The sequence below is a fragment of the Photorhabdus sp. RM322S genome (assembly GCF_042879395.1).
GTDB lineage: Bacteria > Pseudomonadota > Gammaproteobacteria > Enterobacterales > Enterobacteriaceae > Photorhabdus > Photorhabdus khanii.
The window spans coordinates 40,015-59,017 of record NZ_JBHFKW010000002.1; the positions used below are offsets into that span (position 1 = coordinate 40,015).

Annotated in this window: 15 protein-coding genes; all 15 read left to right on the forward strand. The window is 40.2% G+C overall.

Annotated features, from left to right (window positions below):
• The first annotated feature begins 54 nt into the window (after nucleotides 1-54).
• The 15 genes from ACGF63_RS01400 to ACGF63_RS01470 all read left to right on the forward strand — a co-directional run bounded on the left by ACGF63_RS01400 (nucleotide 55) and on the right by ACGF63_RS01470 (nucleotide 18,978).
• A complete protein-coding gene (locus ACGF63_RS01400; RefSeq protein ID WP_152962007.1) occupies nucleotides 55-1,317 on the forward strand; it encodes a phage tail sheath C-terminal domain-containing protein in 1,263 nt (420 codons plus the stop codon).
• A gap of 18 nt (nucleotides 1,318-1,335) precedes the next feature.
• Nucleotides 1,336-1,794, forward strand: a complete 459-nt coding sequence (locus ACGF63_RS01405; protein ID WP_036847045.1) for a phage tail protein — start codon at nucleotides 1,336-1,338, stop codon at nucleotides 1,792-1,794.
• On the forward strand, nucleotides 1,791-1,970 hold the full coding sequence (locus ACGF63_RS01410; protein ID WP_152962005.1) for a DUF5908 family protein: 180 nt from the start codon (nucleotides 1,791-1,793) through the stop codon (nucleotides 1,968-1,970). The genes ACGF63_RS01405 and ACGF63_RS01410 overlap by 4 nt, the downstream gene beginning before the upstream one ends.
• A complete protein-coding gene (locus ACGF63_RS01415) occupies nucleotides 1,957-2,640 on the forward strand; it encodes a hypothetical protein (RefSeq protein WP_152962003.1) in 684 nt (227 codons plus the stop codon). The genes ACGF63_RS01410 and ACGF63_RS01415 overlap by 14 nt, the downstream gene beginning before the upstream one ends.
• Complete coding sequence (locus ACGF63_RS01420) at nucleotides 2,637-4,238, forward strand: phage baseplate assembly protein V (RefSeq protein ID WP_387628386.1); 1,602 nt, start codon at nucleotides 2,637-2,639, stop codon at nucleotides 4,236-4,238. Before ACGF63_RS01415 ends, ACGF63_RS01420 begins: the two co-directional genes overlap by 4 nt.
• A gap of 12 nt (nucleotides 4,239-4,250) precedes the next feature.
• On the forward strand, nucleotides 4,251-4,673 hold the full coding sequence (locus ACGF63_RS01425; protein ID WP_152962000.1) for a GPW/gp25 family protein: 423 nt from the start codon (nucleotides 4,251-4,253) through the stop codon (nucleotides 4,671-4,673).
• Complete coding sequence (locus ACGF63_RS01430; RefSeq protein ID WP_152961998.1) at nucleotides 4,670-5,086, forward strand: hypothetical protein; 417 nt, start codon at nucleotides 4,670-4,672, stop codon at nucleotides 5,084-5,086. Before ACGF63_RS01425 ends, ACGF63_RS01430 begins: the two co-directional genes overlap by 4 nt.
• Before the next feature lie 82 nt (nucleotides 5,087-5,168).
• Nucleotides 5,169-8,696 carry a hypothetical protein gene (locus tag ACGF63_RS01435; RefSeq protein ID WP_152961996.1) on the forward strand — a complete coding sequence of 1,176 codons (3,528 nt, stop codon included), beginning with the start codon at nucleotides 5,169-5,171 and terminating at the stop codon, nucleotides 8,694-8,696.
• A gap of 16 nt (nucleotides 8,697-8,712) precedes the next feature.
• On the forward strand, nucleotides 8,713-11,658 hold the full coding sequence (locus ACGF63_RS01440) for a hypothetical protein (RefSeq protein ID WP_387628390.1): 2,946 nt from the start codon (nucleotides 8,713-8,715) through the stop codon (nucleotides 11,656-11,658).
• 149 nt (nucleotides 11,659-11,807) lie between these two features.
• Nucleotides 11,808-12,818 (forward strand): hypothetical protein, encoded by a 1,011-nt coding sequence (locus ACGF63_RS01445; protein WP_152961993.1) that lies wholly within the window; start codon nucleotides 11,808-11,810, stop codon nucleotides 12,816-12,818.
• Nucleotides 12,819-12,936: 118 nt separating this feature from the next.
• Nucleotides 12,937-13,929, forward strand: coding sequence for a tail fiber protein (locus ACGF63_RS01450; protein WP_203448907.1), 993 nt, complete (start codon nucleotides 12,937-12,939; stop codon nucleotides 13,927-13,929).
• A gap of 57 nt (nucleotides 13,930-13,986) precedes the next feature.
• Nucleotides 13,987-15,498, forward strand: a complete 1,512-nt coding sequence (locus ACGF63_RS01455; protein ID WP_387628393.1) for a contractile injection system tape measure protein — start codon at nucleotides 13,987-13,989, stop codon at nucleotides 15,496-15,498.
• A 9-nt stretch (nucleotides 15,499-15,507) separates the two neighbouring features.
• On the forward strand, nucleotides 15,508-17,589 hold the full coding sequence (locus ACGF63_RS01460; RefSeq protein ID WP_387628396.1) for an ATP-binding protein: 2,082 nt from the start codon (nucleotides 15,508-15,510) through the stop codon (nucleotides 17,587-17,589).
• Between the two features lie 24 nt (nucleotides 17,590-17,613).
• Entirely contained in the window at nucleotides 17,614-18,564 is a 951-nt protein-coding gene (locus ACGF63_RS01465) for a DUF4255 domain-containing protein (protein WP_152961988.1), read from the forward strand.
• Between the two features lie 213 nt (nucleotides 18,565-18,777).
• On the forward strand, nucleotides 18,778-18,978 hold the full coding sequence (locus tag ACGF63_RS01470) for a hypothetical protein (protein ID WP_387628400.1): 201 nt from the start codon (nucleotides 18,778-18,780) through the stop codon (nucleotides 18,976-18,978).
• Nucleotides 18,979-19,003 lie beyond the last annotated feature (25 nt).

The following is a 19,003-nucleotide window of genomic DNA, read 5'->3' on the forward strand; positions in this document are numbered from 1 at the left end:
TCGTACTGAGGCGCGGTTTAACACCGCGTCCATTCAGTCATTGAGGAGATTATAATGACAACAGAGACAAAACAGCCTGGAGTCACAATAACGGAACACTCTATATCCTTGAAGCCAAATAATAAATTTATCGGTGTACCCGTTTTTATTGGTTATACCCCAAAAAAACCAAGCAATAAAACCACCGTTAAACTAAACAGCCTGACTGATTTTACCCCAAATTTTGGTGAATCAGGATTAACCTATTATTCAGTGCGCCACTTTTTTGAAAACGGCGGACAACAAGCCTATGTACTGTCATTGGGTCATGATAAATCGCTAGCCGATTTTCAATTATTGATCACCGCCCTACAACAGGAGTGGGTGAAACAAGCGATTTCCGCAGAACATGAAATCACGCTAATTATCGCTCCTGATATTACCCGCTTTAACCAAGATGATATCATTACCCAAGGAATAAAAGCCGGGTTATTATTACTTGATTTTTTCATAGAACCACTCGACAGCCTAGGATTAAAGGCTATCACCCACACTAAAGAAAACCTTTGGCAACAAGCATGGCAATCAATACTCGACCTTTGTAAAAGTCGGCGCGGCATCATGGGATTACTGGATGCCCCGGACGATCCAACACTAGCAGCTAATTGCCTAGCTAATTTTTCCTCAAGTGATCGACAGTGGGGTGCCGTATACTGGCCAAGGCTGATAAGCACTTATCAGGAGAAAGATAAACATATCGTACTTTCGCCTACCGCTGCGGTCGCCGCCGTCATCCAGTGTAACGACAGCCAGAAAGGAATATGGACCGCGCCCGCCAATGTAGCTTTAGCCAAGGTGATCAGCCCGGTACGCTCTTATATTGAAGCCGACGGCCTCTTTAATCGGGACAGTACCTCACTGAATCTGGTTCGCAGCTTCCCCGGCAAAGGCATTAAAATCTGGGGATGCCGCACTCTGGACAACATACCCGATTCTCCCTGGCGCTATATCCAAATCCGCCGTCTGGTTTCCTATATCGAAACCCATATGACTCAACTGGGCCGTGCCTTTGTCTTTGAACCTAATAACGCGATCACCTGGATGAAGTTTAAAGGTCAGGCCTACAACTGGCTGCGTCAGTTATGGTTAAAAGGCGGATTGCGCGGCACCCAGGAAGATCAGGCATTTGAGTTACTACTGGGTGTGAACGAATCAATGAGTGAAGCGGATATACTGGCCGGGAAAATGATCATGAAAATCAAACTGGCCCTATTAATTCCGGCGGAATTTATTGAGCTGAATCTGACATTTGATACCCGTACCGGAACCACCCATTAAATTAAACAGGGGCAAAACATGCACAATTTATACACCCCGTCAGTGTCACACCGTTTTATCGCCAGCTTTCTTTTTAACAATATCCCCAGCCCGCTCGACATCGCCTTTCAACGGATATCAGGTCTGAACCGTGAGTTGCAAACCACCCAACACAGCCAGGGCGGGGAAAACGCCAGAAATGTCTGGCTGGCCGAAAAAATCCAGCATGGCAGCCTGGTGCTGGAGCGTGGTGTCATGACGATCACACCGCTAACCTTAGTGTTTGATCGCGTCCTGCGCGGCGAAAAAGCGATTTATGCCGATGTTGTCGTCATGCTGCTAAATGAACAGTCTTTACCCGTGGGAAGCTGGACAATCAGTAATGCGCTACCGGTTCGATGGTCCACCAGCGACTTTGATGCCAATAGCAATGCCGTTTTGGTGAATTCCCTGGAATTACGTTACCAGGATATGCGCTGGTTAGGAGTGAAAGCATGACTATAGAAATTAAGGAACTGATTATTCAGGCCAAAGTCACCGATTCCGCGAGTGACCCATTATCCCCACTAACATTAGCCCAGGAAAAACTGGATAACGCCCGTCTGATTGATCTGGTGAAACAGGAAGTGTTAGACGCATTGCGTGAAACAGGAGGCTATTATGAGCTTAATTGAACGCGGCCTGTCCAGACTCACCCTCACCGCCTTCAAAGACCGGGAAGGGAAAGTTTCCGTCGGCAGTTTACAGGCCATGTATAACCCCGACACGATCCAACTCGATTATCAAACCCGCTATCAACAAGATGAAAGTGTTAACCGTGCCAGCCAAAGCAGCCGCTATATGTTATCCCAGCCAGCCGGATTGTCATTAGTTCTGCTGTTTGATGCATCCATGCCCGGTAATAACACACCAATAGAAACCCAGCTTGCGACCCTGAAATCCCTGTGTGCGGTAGATGCCAGCACCAAAGTGCCCCACTTCCTTAAAATCAAATGGGGCAAAATGCGCTGGGAAAACAAAGGCTATTTTGCCTGCCGTGCCAATGGCCTCACCATTAATTACACCCTGTTTGATCGGGACGCCACGCCGCTGCGGGCCAGTGCCACCTTATCGCTGGTTGCAGACGAAAGCTTCGTTATTCAAGCTACCGAACGGCAATTAAAATCCCCGCCAGCCACCGCAGTCAGCGTAACCGATATGCTCTCCCTGCCACTGATAGCATTGGGTGCAGGTGCTTCTCTGGCCGGTGGCATCGATTATCTCTCTCTGGCCTGGCAAAACGGACTGGATAATCTTGATGACTTTACCCCCGGACAAACACTGCAAGCTAAGGGGGATGCATGAAAATACCCTCAGTAACCATCAAGATAGGTGGCAAAACACTCAACCAGTTTACTGTCATCAGCCTGACAGTAAACCATCACATCAATGGCATTCCTTCGGCCAACATCACTCTGGGCATAGCTGGTGATGCCGGTCATATTTTTGACACCAAGACGCAGGCTGAATTAGCAAGCTGCCGTCCAAGCCATGAACTTATTGTTCAACTCCAAAAAGCCGTGTTGTTTAAGGGCGTCATCGTTCGACAGACACTGGGGCTTAAAGGTCAGGACAGCATCGTTACTCTGACAGTAAAACATCATCTACAAAAACTAACCCATAGCTTTCACTCGCAGCTATTCAATAAACAGAGTGATGAAGCGATTATCAAGAAACTATTCAATCAAAACGGTATTCAAACAAAGATAAAACAAGCGCCTCAACTCAAAACCACTCATGAACAAATGGTGCAATTTCGTTGCAATGACTGGGCATTCTTAAAAAGCCGACTGGTTGCCACTAACACCTGGCTGCTGCCCGGCAATGAATCGGTGACGTTGACAACACCTAAGGCCCTGAATCATTCAACTGTACATACGATCCACCCACGTGGCGGCGATCAGGACATCGTGCTGTTTGAAGCGGATCTGCAATGGAATAACCAACACAGCCCTAAGACAGTGAATATACGCGCCTGGGATATTGCCCAACAAAAGCTTTCCCAAGGAACTCAGGCAAAAAACAGCGGGCTTGGCAGTCACAAGCTGGCAATAGACAGCATCGAAACCCTCACCAGTCAAGAATGGCAATGGGTTCTCAGCTACCCGCTGGATAATGAACAAACCAAACATCTTGCTCAAGGCATCATGGATAACCTGCGAAGCCATAACATCTCCGGCAGCGTTGAAGTTGAAGGCAATGACCACTATCAACCCGGTGATCTCCTTGCACTAAACGGCTTTGGTCAAGGCATGGATGGTCAGGTGATTATCACCGGTGTCAGTCAGAGAATTAATCAACGACAAGGCTGGCGCACCCGGTTAACCTTAGGTATGCAGCCAGACGTGGAACATCCCGTACCGCAAGTTAAAGAGCTGCATATCGGTATTGTGGAAAAATACCAACAAGACAGCCAATCACTGGGCCGTATTCCGATCAGAATCCCGGCGTTAAACCTGACTCAAGGTGTACTTTTTGCCCGGCTGGGTAAACCTTATGCCAGTCATGAAAGTGGATTTTGCTTTTATCCAGAACCGGGGGATGAAGTGATTGTTGGTTTCTTTGAGTGCGATCCCCGTTTTCCGGTGATATTAGGTTCCATGCATAATCCTAAAAATAAATCTCCGTTAGAACCCAGTGAGAAAAATCCAGTGAAAACTTTAGTCATCAAACAGGGAGATAAACAACAAGCATTAATATTCGATAACAAAGAAAACACAGTGGCACTTAATAGCGGAGAAAATAAAGTTTCTCTGCAACAGGATAAAGATATTACGTTTAATTCAACTCAGAATCTCATCACTCAGGCCCAGGAAATTAAAATACAAGCGGAAAAATCCCTGTCAGCCACAGGAAAATCCGGCGTCGATATTAAGGGTGCGAAAATTAACTTAACACAGTAGTGAGGTATTGGAATGACGAATCAAATATTAGCCGATATTTATGGTCGCGGTTGGAAATTTCCGCTAGAGTTTTCTATTGAAACTGGAATAGCAATGGCCGAAGGCGCCGAAAATGTTCGCCAAAGTATGAAGATCCTTTTTCTGACTGAACCCGGCGAACGAATTATGCGTGAAGATTATGGTTGTGGTCTAAATGATTATATGTTTGAAAATATCAGTGACGAATTGTTGTCGGATATTCAAACCCGTATTGAAGAGCGAGTACTACGCTATGAACCTCGAGCAGAAATCACAGATATTCAAGTCAATCAGAAAACAGGCTCACCGAATACTCTACATATTCAAGTGACTTATGCCCTAAGAGGCAGCGAAATCACTCAACAGCTTGAAGGGATTCTTGAAGTCAATGAAGGTCGGGCAAAGGTGAGCTTATGAGCAAACAACTGATCGTCGATGGCGATAGTCTGCTATTCGAACCATTATTCGGCAACCGGCAGGTCACCATTTTAGGGCTGGCGACTATCAGAGGCAGCGGACACGCGCAAATCCAAGGCAAAAAGATCGTTATTGTGGGTGATGAAAAAAAGGTACAACTCCAGGCGCAATATATTACCCCCACCCATCCGATACTCGGCATGGGTATGGTCACCATTGCCCAATTAGATGCCAGCCAACAGGTGAATTTTTGTCGCAGTCCTATCACAGTCATTGTTGCCGGACAGCAATTTACTGCCCGTTTTACCCCGACACAACCGGCGAATAACCCATCAACCGGGCCTGATGTGACAACACCAAGTATGGGAAAAGGCCGTTTTATTGCCAGTCAATATGCTATCAATGCCGGATAAAAAAACCTTCAACCTTATTTCTAAATAACAACGAACTCCTGAAAATATATCAGGGATATAGCCTAATAACAGGTGGTATAATATGGGACTCACCGAATTAGAAAATAAACTTGCTGCTATCGTACCAGATACAGATTTTAAACTTGATGAAAGAAGTACGCTGGATATTTTAAACTGGCTTAAAGAATACGCTGAAAAAATTCCTTTCGGTCAAGATAAAAATAAGTTCTGGGACAGTTTCTACTTTATTCAGGAAAATAATCCTGAAAAACTAGCGGATATTTATCAAAATGCGAATAAAGCAAAGGGCTTTTTACCGGCACATCAAGCTTTTGTCCTGGCTTTTTTAAAACTATTAGAAACAACCAAAGTATTATTCAACACCTTCCCTGCGCGGCATCGTGATCTTTATTACCGGGAATTATTGGGTCTAAAACCCAGAAGTGCCCAAGCGGATAGCGTTGCTTTAGGCATTACCCTAAATACAGACAATACAGAATACCTTATCCCTAAAGGAACCCTCTTTGATGCCGGGCAGGACAGTGCCGGAAACCCATTACAGTATGCATCAGATGCAGATTTACTGGCGAACCAAGGAAAACTGACCGACCTGCGTTGGTATCGGAAAGATAACGATGGCTGGCAATCTGCAATGCCCCTTAATCTTTCAGATAATATTAAATTACCTGAAAACGGTATTAAGCTTTTTAGCCCAACCTCTAACGATACCCCGGTTTCATCTGGTTATCTGATTACCTCCTCTTTATTTGCCATGTCGAAAGGAGAACGTAGTATTAAGGTCACACTGGAAAACGAGTGGACGGGTAATCCTCATCACATCACCGCTAAAATCAGTTCGGGAAATGATTGGCTTCCCTTATTGGTAGAAAAAGAAAATAACACACATCTTAAACTTTGCTTATCAGCTAAGGACGCTCCTATCAGCCCTCCAGACAATCTTGATAATATGACGTTTGATCTACCGGTCTTAAAACTGAGCACCACTCAAGGAATTATTCTACCCAAGATTACAGGTATTGAGATCAATATTAACGGCAACCACAATGTGCTCTATGCCTCTGATGACGGTATTGAACAAACAAATGCTACCAGTTTCCCTTTTGGTCAATCACCATCGTCAGGTTCTGGTTTTAATTTAGTGGCTCCTGAATGGTATGGTTCTAAAGAAGCAACACTTACTCTGACTCTTCAATGGGTTGGATTGCCTACAGAGAATTTCAAAACATGGTATGACACATACGATCCTAAACCTGACAATAATGACGTATTTAAAGTACAAGGTTATTTAGTCACTTCTCAAAAAACGAAAGACGTACTCAATGGAAATGAGGCTCAAGCATTATTTCGTGAAGATACAAAACCACAAGGAAAAAGCCTAACGTTTACCTTACCTGCAATGGATTACTCCTTTGCAGACAACCCATCGCCCAATGACTGGCCGGCATCAATACGTATAGAATTGTCTGGACAGGATTTTATGCATGCTCAATATTTGCAAAATCCCACGAATAAAAATCAACCCTATACCCCAAAAATCAGTGCATTACATGTTGAATTCAAAGCAAAATTTGAAACCGGGCAATATACCGTTTATCCCCTAACTCCTTTTGGCTGGAGCAACACAAATGCAGAAATGCCATCATTAATCAGTGACACATTTTATTTAGGCTTTACCGATGTATTACCAGGGCAAACTTTATCCCTGTACTGGCAGTTAGAAGGGCTTAAAGAACTACCTTTATCCTGGTCTTATCTGAATAAAAATAATACCTGGCAGCCATTAACTCAGCCAATTCACGACAGAACCCGCAATCTGTTTGATAAGGGAGGTTGGAGTGCCCTATTACCTCAGGATGCTTCTAATCAAGCCTCTCAAATGCCGGCTGGACGGTATTGGATAAAGGCACAAATGGCACCACAGACGAATCAGGTAACACTAACCGACCTGCGTTGGTATCGAAAAGATGACGATGGCTGGAAATCTGCAACACCTCTTAACCTTTTAGGTAACATTGAATTACCAGCAAACGGTATTCAGCTTTTTAGTCCAACGGACTATGACATCCCGGTCCTGTCCATCTACCCGATTGCCTCGCCTTTATTTGCCAATCTAACGGGAAAACATCTTATTACATTGACCTTAGAAAACTCTTGGGATGGTGAGCCTAAACACATAACCGCTAAGATAAGTTCGGGAGATAACTGGCTTCCCCTGTCAATAAAACTTATTAACCAGACGACTATTGAACTCGAATTATCATCTGGTGATGCACCTGCCAACTCATCTGATATCCTTCAGGGCCTGAATTTTAATGTTCCGGTATTAAAACTGGGCACCACTCAGGGAACCACTCTACCCAAAATTACAGGAATCAAGATCGACGACACCACAGCTGAAACCAAGCAATTCGCCGTTCATCCCCTGACCTATTTTATTTGGGACGATACACCAAGAGAAACACGACCTTTGACCAATGACACATTCTATTTAGGCTTTACAGGTGTACTACCAGGGCAAACTTTATCCTTGTATTGGCAATTAGAAGGCACTAAAGAACTTGCTTTATCCTGGTCTTATCTTAATCATCTAAGTACCTGGCAACCACTAACTAAGCAGGTTGACGACCAAACCCGTAACTTGTATGAATGGGGAGCTTGGAGTACTAAATTACCACAGGATGCTTCAAATGAAGCATACAAAATGCCGTATGGACGGTATTGGCTGAAAGCACAGATAGATCAGGAAAAAAAACAGATAAAAATAACCCCACCAAATTACCCCAAAATTAAAGGTATACTGTATAACGCCACAACTGCCACGTTAATCAACTCAGAAACCGTTGAGCAAGATCACCTTATCAACAAATTGGCTGCCGACAGCATTAAACAACCGGTCAATGCATCTGTTGCCATCAGTGAAGTGACTCAACCCTGGGCATCCTGGAACGGGCGCCCAAAAGAAACAGAACAAGCATTCCTCACGCGGATTCCCGCCCGGCTCTCTCATCGTAACCGAGCGCTCAGCTGGAATGATATTGTCACCTTACTAAAAGAGAATTTTGTCAGCTTATTTGATGTCAAACATCCTTCCGTCAATGAATTAACTAAGATTCCTTCACCGGAAAAGAGACTATTGATTGTAATCCCCGACAACCGTTATAGAGATAATCATGATGCGCTACGTCCAGAGCTGAATCCGGCCCAGTTAACAGAAATGGTCGAATGGATAGATCGATTAAGTAGTCTCTGGACAACTATTGAAATCAAAAATCCAACCTACATTGATGTCAAGGTAAATTATCAAGTTATATTTATTTCGGGTGTTAACCCTGATTATGGACATCATCAACTACAACAAGAATTAAGACGAAAATATATGCCGTGGGGAGAAAATATCGCTATCGGCGTAACACCAGGTAATCGCATTGACTATTACCAGTTATTAGCCACGATTCAACAATCCTCTTTGGTTGAACGGGTCACTAAATTAACGCTGAAAAAAGCCAGTCAATCAGAGAGTGCCGTTGGTGAAAGTATAGACGCTGACGATGATGAAGTACTGATTTTAGTCTGGAATAAAAACCCCTAAACGAAGGAGTTAACAAATGAATAATCAAGATACCCTATTTCCTATCATTAAAGACGATATTACCTTTGATACCTTACTTACCCAGGCAAAAACCGTTATTGAGCAACAAGCTGGAAAGAACTGGAGTGATACAGGGGAAAATGATCCCGGTATCACTTTATTGGAAGCCTGTTGTTATGGCGCATCTGATTTAGCTTACCGCCATTCGTTATCATTGAAAGATATCCTTACTCCTAAACAAGAGGAACAGACACCCGGTGATGGTATTTTCCCTAAGGAGTTTGGCCCACAACAGATATTAACCTGTGGTCCTATCACCGAAGAGGATTATCGCCGGGCCTTATTGGATTTACATAGCAACGATAAAAGTGATGGTTATTTTTTCTTTAACGATGCACAGCTCATTCGTGAGCCTGAAAGTAAACGTTATGAATACTGGTATAACAAAGAAAATCGAGAGTATAGTTTTAAAAACTCCCAACCAGATAGAAAATTAACGCTGAAAGGAAACTATTGGCTTTATTTACGTCCCAGCCGGGAAACTTATAGTGACAATAAAAATCCGCCTCTGGTATATAAAAAACTCAAAGATTTTCTGAAAGAAAACCGTAACTTGGGGGAATCAGTTAGTAAAATAATTTGGCTAAAACCAGTCGTTCTGCCATTGAAAATTGATATTCAGCTTAACGATAATGCCAAAGATATCGCTGATATATTCGCTAAAGTTTATATGACAGCGGAACAACTGGTGCTTGGAAGCCCATTACGCTATACCACACAGGATATGATTAAAAAAGGTTACAGTAATGAACAGATATTTGAAGGCCCTTATTTACGTCACGGTTGGATACCAGAATTACCGCAGATCAAAGATTATACCCATCCTACAGTATTAAATCTAAGCCCTCTGGTTAATCGGCTACTCACAATCAATGGGGTAAAAAGTGTCACTAGTTTGAATTTATCTGAACAATACAATAAAACAATAATTTCTCCTCTTCCAGAAGATAATTGGTCCTGGGAAATCACTCCGGGACACTACCCCATACTATGGGACAACGATCCATTAACATCCATTATCTCATCGCTCACCATGACAGCCAAAGGCGGGGTTAAAATTGTCGTGACTAAACAACAGATAGAAGAAAAGATAATTACAGAACCTCTTATTAATACACAGCCGGAACTATTGAACTGGGGAAAACATCGTAAAGTACGGGATTATTACCCAGCAGGCAATAAATTACCCGCTTGCTATGGATTACAGACCAATACCCAACAGCAAGTGCAATTACATCAATTTATGCTGCCTTTTGAACAAATGTTGGCGAATAGTTGCGATGAACTCGCCCTATTACAAAAGCTATTGGCATTTAAACAACGGGGAAATACGATATATGGTTCACAATGGCCTTTTCAAACCAACTCTGTTGGTCAAAAAATCCACCAGAAAATAAAACCCGATTTAATTAAAAAGTTAAATGATGATTCTCAAATCAATAATAATAACGGTATCCATCAGCAAAACTACGCAAAGGAATTGAAGATACTGAATCATTTGTTGAAATATTTTGGTACTCATTGTGCAGCCAAACCACTTACATCAAGCGCACCGGATTTTCTGTCTACACAACGTGGCTATCTGGCTCAACAACCTGAATTAGCCTATCAACGTAATAATATTCGTATTGATAAGGTATCGGCGCTTCAAAAACGTATTGCCGCCCGTATTGGCTTGGGAGGAAAGTGTTTCGAAGAAAAACTAGAGCTGGATAAACTCCCCTTTTACTTGATTGAACATCGTCAACTCTTACCAGTAAAACCTGATACAATATTCGATGAAAAACAAACACCTAATTATTTGGAAATTAAAAATGATCCAGATTCTAAAAGTCACCTCTTAATTATTACGCAAAAAGATACAGAAGGCCGGTTACTACATGGTCAGGTGATTAACCTGATTATTATTAAAGATACAAGTAATATAGAATTCACATTACGTGGTCAAATGATCACTGACATTGGAAAAGATTCATTCTCTCTCAACACCCGCAACAGTACTGATCTGGAGCATAATCTGAACAGAGTGAAAAAGGCATTTGAAGAAGGTAAACTGCGTTGGGACGACAGCCCAGTGTGGATGGAAGATATGGATTATCAACTGGTTCATGCAGATGAAACACACCAAAATAATAAAGAAGAAGATGAACTCTGGATCACCTCCAGTCCTCATAGCCCTTTTCCTGCTATGATCAAAGAAAATGACGAAATCACATTAAAATATGTGATTTCACCATACAAGCCATCTCATCCATCTACGGGAACACCTGTTCGTTCTAAGTCTCCATCTGATTATGTACTTAAAGCTTGCGTGAAAGAGTTTGATCGCATTAGAGGCCGGATAAAACTTAAGAAATGCGAAAATCAACAAAATGATTTCCCATCAAAAGCAAAAGCATGGCGTTATCGTTGGTATTTCTCCAGTGAAAAATATGCCCATACCGATCGCTTTTCATTTGTTGTCAGCGTAGTGATTAATCGCCAATTAATTGAGAATGACAATGTTGATCCCCACAAACTGGAATCTTGGGTAAAAAACGAAATCTTAGCTGAATTTCCTGCTCATATTTCTATGATTATTCACTGGCTGTCGCCAGAACATTTCGCGAATTTTGCAATTACCTATAAACGTTGGCAAAACAATGGAGCCCCTTTAGGAGACGAGGCATATAAAATATTAGAAACGTTAACCCTGGGACGTCTACCCTCTGGGTTAACAGGTATTGGTAGTATGCGAATTGCCACTATACAACAACGTGTTGAGGTAATTGGTCAAGATGAAAGTGAATGGCATGAAGAGGCAATAAAAAACAATCAGTTATTATATGTTCCTTATACTGGAGAACATATCCCAGTGAATACTGATAGTTCTAATAGAACTCCAGAAGTTATCCTTAACTGATTGCAATAAATATTAATTTATTTTATACCAAAGATCTCTCCATTAAACATTTAAATACTACCAATTACTTTTATTTAATTATACAGAAATAGATACTGGATATTTAAAATATAAAGATACAATACCAATTATAATATAAGGTGATAAAAATGAGCACAGAAAAAAATTCGATAACTGAAAAAGATAATAACATTTCAGCAAGTGACTTAAAAAATCGCTTTAAAGAAGGCAGTATCCCGTTACAAACTGATTTTGCCGACTTGATTGATATTGCTGATATTGGTCGTAAGGCAGTTGGTAAAGCACCCGGTCAAACCAATAACCCTAATTCAGCCCTAGAACTGAAAGATAATAGTGAATTAGCGGTAAAAATTTACGCTAATGGTGGCTTACAAGCGAATCAGGATGGAATAAGTGTAAGAATTAAGGATAAAAGCCTAATATCTGGTGCTGATGGGTTAGCAGTAAACAGAGGTAAGGGACTGTGGATTAATAATGATAAACTGGAAGTCGATGATCATCACGGTATCGAAATAGTTAATGAAGGTATAAAAGTTAAAGCTAGTGATGGTATTAATGTTGATAGTAATGGTGTCTCTATTCAGTTAGCAAATAATGATCGGGCATTAACTGGCTTATCCCTGTCAAGCAGAGGATTAAAAGTAGATGATGGTCTGGGAATCGTATTAACAAAAGGTCATGGTGTTAGCGTCGGCGAAGGTTATGGTATTAAGGTAAATACAAATGATGTTGCCGTGAAATCTAAAAATTCAACAATTAAAGTAGAATCTGGCGGAATATCTGTAGGAATTGGTTGGGGGGTAAAAGTAGGTGGCGAGGGACTAGATGTCAAGGCCAAAGATAATGGTGGTATTAAAGTAGATAGCAATGGTGTCAGTGTTGATATAAATGCAATCATTAATTCCATTATTCCCAGGGGAACAATTGTGCCATTTTATAGTGATGAACCTGTGCCTCATGGTTGGGTATTATGTGATGGAAAGAATGGCACTCCTAATTTAAATGACAGTCAAACCAGCCGTAATATTAATATAATTTCAGGCAATACTAATAAATCATATAATAATTGGAACTTATCCTGGGGAAGTGGTCATCTAGAAATATTCGTACATTTCATGAGATATATTATGAAAAAATAAATCAGTTAGTTATGGTAAAGTATATAAGTAGGTTCACACATACTTATTAATCACAAAGGAAATATTAATATGGCCTTGGAGCTAAATCTAATATCATTTATAATATAAGGTGATAAAAATGAGCACAGAAAAAAATTCGATAACTGAAAAAGATAATAACATTTCAGCAAGTGACTTAAAAAATCGCTTTAAAGAAGGAAGTATTCCGTTACAAACGGATTTCTTCAACTTAATTGATATTGCTGATATGGGAAGAAAAGCAATCGGACGAGCACCACAACAAAACGGACCTGGAAAAGGATTGAAACTGGATGATGGTGGTAGGCTCAATTTAAAAATGGGAATCATTTCCAGCAAAGATTTTTCTCCATTAATACTAAAAGATGATATTTTATCTGTAGACCTTGGCAGAGGTCTTATCAATAAAGACAATGGAATATGTGTTGGCTCCGGAAATGGAATTGTTGTAAATATCGATAATGTAGCTGTTAAAGCTAACAATGGTATTACCGTTGATGAAAATGGTGTTTCAATCAAAGCAGGTAACGGTATTAAGGTAGACAGTAACGGAGTCAATATTGATCCCAATAATGTACTCCCACGAGGAATGATTGTGATGTTCTCTGGCAGTAGCATTCCTGATGGTTGGGCATTATGTGATGGTAAAACAGATGGAACGCCTAATCTTATCAACAGATTTATCATGGGAGGTACAACACAGGATATTAATGGTCATTCTTCAAATCTTTTTTCGGGCAATAAAAACGATAAAAAATTCACATTCACATCAGAAAACCAAAGTGTACATATCAGAGGGAATACGGAAGGGCATTCACTCACACCGGGCGAGAATGGTAAGCATTCCCATATTCAAGGAGAAACCTACGAATATCATGAGTTTTGCCATCATGATTATCATAATGCAGGTCGTACCGTTTTTGTCTCTGGGGGAGGGACTGGTAGCACGGAGCCTACTTATGCACCGCATACAGCTATAGATGGTAATGGGGACCCCCATTCTCACCCTATAAACCTGACTAGCGGTGAACACAACCATAAAAATAATGTCACTGTACCGTATTATATCCTAGCCTTTATTATGAAACTTTAAGATTTATCAAGAAATTGAAAATTTAAATTATCTATTAATCATAGAGAGAATATTAGCATGACGTCAGAGAAAAATTTATTAAACCGGATCACCATTACTATTGAAGCTAATAATCAACTGATGGCTAAAAAAGTACTGCATGGCTCCCTGCTTAATCAATCCAATATAAAACAACTAATCAACTCATGCTTTAACCAACATGACATTAATCATAATATATATTTGAAAACACTAATCCTAAATCTTGGCGAAATAAGCTTGCATGATTTTAATTCACTGTTCCCTGTTAAGCTCAATTCTACTCTAAGTAAGGCATTAAACCAATATCAGATAAATAATCAGGAGAAAAATATCCTTTCGAAAGAATCTATATCTCATAAAGTTACTGGTACTTTCCCTTTATTACACGATAATAATTCAATTAATGCTGATGATTTCATTCATTACTTACATCAGAAAGATTCCACATCAAACCCAATGGAGAAAATAAAAAATAGTAAAATTACAGATATCAATATTAAACAACTCATTAATCAATTAACACAGGTACAAAACAACTGGACACTATTACTGGCAAAAAGCTGCTTATCTGAACACAGCCTGCAAAAACTTCTGTCTATCAGGCAACCGACTTTATTAACCGCCATTAATCGTAAGTTATCAGAAAAAATAAACAGACCACAACATCGGGAGGAGCCTGTCTCCTCCGAACAACTGGTATTCAATGCACTGGAATATATACAACGGCATAATACACAGGAAATACCTAAACCCGATGCAAAAATCATCTCACGTATCATAGCTGAAATTAATAAGGGTACGCTTAATACAGCACCTATTATTGTGCTATTTCGCCAAGTTATCGCTCACAATTCCCCACTGAATGAGTGGCTGGAACAATTCTGGCAAACAAAACCAATTTCACAGTTATGTAAAAAACATCTGTCAATTGAAGAATACCAATATCTGTCGAAATACTTTATTACAACGGGAGGAAATAATCGCAACCCACGCCGATCTAATAACAAGCCACACTCTGAACCAACTTTATTATCTGAACAAGCTCTGCCACATCAGGTAAGTAATGCGGGGATATTGGTTCTTTGGCCAATACTACCCGCATTATTTAATCAGCTTGGTTTGCTTGAAAAGCAAAAATTTATCCATCGTCAAGCCCAGTTCAGCGCGGTTGATCTCCTCGATTATCTCATTTGGGGAGCCGAAGAAACACAAACAGAACGAAAGACACTAAATCGCGTTCTGTGTGGGCTAACGGCCAATGAAGATACGGAATCATTCCCTGTTGAACCAGAGACACAATTGATAGCAGATCAATGGCTGGACACGATTATCAGACAACTTCCCAGTTGGAAAAAGTTAAGCCGCAATGATGTCCGCCAGTTATTTTTACAACGACCAGGTGAATTGCTGGTCGATAAACAGGAAATCAAAATTACGGTACAACATGAACCATTCGATGCGCTATTAACCGATTGGCCTTGGCCGCTCAATATCGCAAAACTTCCCTGGTTGGATCGCCCTTTACAGATCGACTGGCAAAATATTTAAAAGGTTTATATGAACTTTCCTCTAACAAATAACCACTGTATGGCAGCAGAGTTACATTGGATTTATCCTCATTTGGAACGTATTGATCTGCTATTACAACGCTACTATTACCAAAAGGGAAATTGGTACGATTCCTTACCAGAAAGTTTTTTACTGACCGAAGATGAAATAGAGCAACGTTTGATAAAACCATTAGGCATTCCCCATTGGTTAAAACAGAATGATATTATTAATCATGAGGCAACAGAGAATAAGTCTATTTCCGGTACATTATCATTGCTGATAGAGCGTTTTGAACTTACTGAATTTGAGTGTAATGTCTTACTACTAGGTTTATTGCCACATTTTGACAGCCGTTATCATGCACTATTTGCTGTTCTGCACGGTAACAGTAAAAAACAGTGGCCCAGTTTTGCTTTAGCGATTGAATTATTTAGCCAACGCCAAAGTGATTGGCAATTACTGCAAAACAGCTTTTTACCGCAAACTCCGTTAATTAGTCACCATTTATTACGACTCAATAACCAAGAGGAACCCATTTGGCTACAAACTCAATTTTTGACTCACAATGCAGTCTGGCATTTTCTATCAGGTCAGCGAGTCATTCTACCTCCCTTGATAATTTGTGCTTACTGGTGTCACCCTGCCCTACACACTCGGTATCCGCAAATTCTTTATCATTCACTTGAAAAGATATTATTAAATGAAACGGACGAAATACGCCCGCTGGTGATACTCAGAGGAAAACAGGATAGCGCCAGAGAACTGACAGTGAGTAATATTATGGCATTTCATGGCATCAATACCTTAACCCTCGATTTAGCCCGTTTGCCAGACGAAGAGAACACCACCGCAATATCTGACCTGCTAACAGGCGTAATAAGAGAAGCCAGACTACACGATGCCTGCTTATTAATTCGCAACTTTTCTTTACTGGCAGAGGAAAAGAAAATATTACACAACGAATTATCCGCCCTGTTGAATCAACCAAAATTGAAAGTGGTTTGTTTGGCAGAACCGGGGGATTCATTAGTGTGGATTAAACATCTGCCAATGGTGCAAATTGAGATGCCGATCGCTACTTTGGCGGATAAGCAAGCCATGTTGAAAGAAAATCTGCCGGATAATGTCATTCAGGAAATGGATATTACTCAGCTATGTCAACGTTTTTCATTTACACCGGAAACATTACCGCTAATTCTTACAGAAGCTTATCAATACCAGGCCCTGCGACAACCGGAAGGCCAATTGGAAGAAGCGGATTTGCGTAAAGCATTAAGTTTCCGCGCTCAACAAAATTTCGGTAAATTAGCCCAGCGAATAACCCCAAAGCGCAATTTTAATGATTTAGTAATTTCAGCGGGATTAACTCAACAACTGAAAGAAATCATTGCCGCCATTAATTACCGTGACCAAATATTAAACGCGGGTTTTCAGGAAAAAATAGGTTATGGCACTGGTATTAGCGCCCTATTTTATGGTGAGTCAGGGACCGGAAAAACGATGGCCGCAGAAGTGATTGCCGGGCATCTTGGTGTTGATCTGATTAAAGTAGATCTTTCTACCGTTGTGAATAAATACATCGGTGAAACCGAGAAGAATATATCTCGTATTTTCGATCTGGCAGAATCGGATTCCGGGGTGCTGTTTTTCGATGAAGCAGATGCCTTATTCGGCAAACGTAGTGAAACCAAAGATGCTCAGGATAGACATGCCAATATTGAAGTTTCTTATTTATTACAACGACTGGAAAATTATCCGGGATTAGTGATTTTAGCCACCAATAATCGCAGTCATTTAGACAGTGCTTTTAATCGCCGTTTTACCTTTATTTCTCATTTTACTTACCCCGATGAAGTATTACGCAAAGAGATGTGGCAAGCAATCTGGCCTGAAAAACTCAATTTATCAGACGAACTTGATTTTGAGTATTTGGCTAAACAAACAGATCTGACTGGAGCTAATATCAGAAACATTGCCTTATTATCATCAATATTAGCCGAAAATGATAACGGTGAAAGGATTGAAAATAAACATATAGAGCGGGCAGTGATGCTTGAATTAAATAAAACTGGCCGACTATTTTTTTAAACATTCAATAAGATTGGAGTCGATATGACAGATATAACTAACCTTAACAATGCTATTGTTGAAGTTAATAAAGCATTAGATGAAATTTTATCTAAATGTTTAAACACTTCTAAACAAGAACCTAAACAGAAGTCTGAACAGAAACCTGAACAGAAACCTGAACAGAAAATTGATATCCGTTTTGATCTACCAGAAGTTAACTCAATTCCTTCAAAGCCTACGGTAAGTGTATTTCTTTATGATATACATGAAGATCTACAATTACGTTCTGCCGAATCAAGACGTTATGACCCTAAGAATAATCTATTACTACCTGGATGGGTAAATATTAATTATAACTATTTAATTACTTATTGGCATCCAATCCAACCATCAAGTGATAGTTCTAACCCTGATAGCAAGCCTGATAATCAGGCTGCGCGAGTCATGACAGGTATTTTGAACGCATTGATCAACAACCGTCAATTATCTAAAATTCCTGGAGCATATACCCGAGTTATTCCACCGCAAGAAAATCTAAATAGTTTGGGTAACTTTTGGCAAGCGCTCGGCAATCGCCCTCTCCTTTCTTTATTGTATTCAATTACAGCTCCGGTAAGACTACTAAATAACAAAGACTTTGTAAAACCAATCAGCCAAATATCCGCTTCTGTAGATCAAAAATCAAGTTTGGACAGTGCACAAATAAATCAGGCCCTGTCAGATAAATTGTGTGCAGATTTAGGTGGCACCGAAGATGTGCGTCTTGCCCTTGCTAAAGTAAGTCTGACAACCCAACCCGATATGGATAAGAATGGAGGGCAGGAAAATGAAAACGTTATTCTTGAAGTTTCTGGCATGACCAGCTCAACTTATTTACAGAAAATAAAAGATAATGTTGCGGAGTGGAAAAACAATCAAGGTGCAATTATTGAAATAAATGGCACAGGAATTATTATATCTGAAGAAAATTACGATCAATTAATTGAGGTTTAAGATTGTTATTTATTCAACCAAAATGATAAATCACTATTAGGGATCTGGGAAGCATATTTAAAGCAATTAATTAAATTATTTCCAAACCAAATCAATAAGTTAAAGCATATAGAATTATGATGTAGAATAAAATTATTGAATTAGAGATAATCCATAACTATACTTTTTATCTGAAATATATTTCTTACTTCAAACTAATAGGTAGGTAATAATATGAGCTTTAAATATAAAGGAAAAACAAAGCAAAAAACACCCTCATCACAGTCAAAGAATATGACTAATCATGAAAGCAATTCATTAGAATTAGAACTCAATGCAGCGCCAAGAGACAAGGGAGCTGACCATATCATGGAAGGAATCAATCCAAATGGGCCTACTTCCGTAAATCATAATGAATTACCTGCTGACACTTAGCTATCTCAGATAGCTATCTCAGATA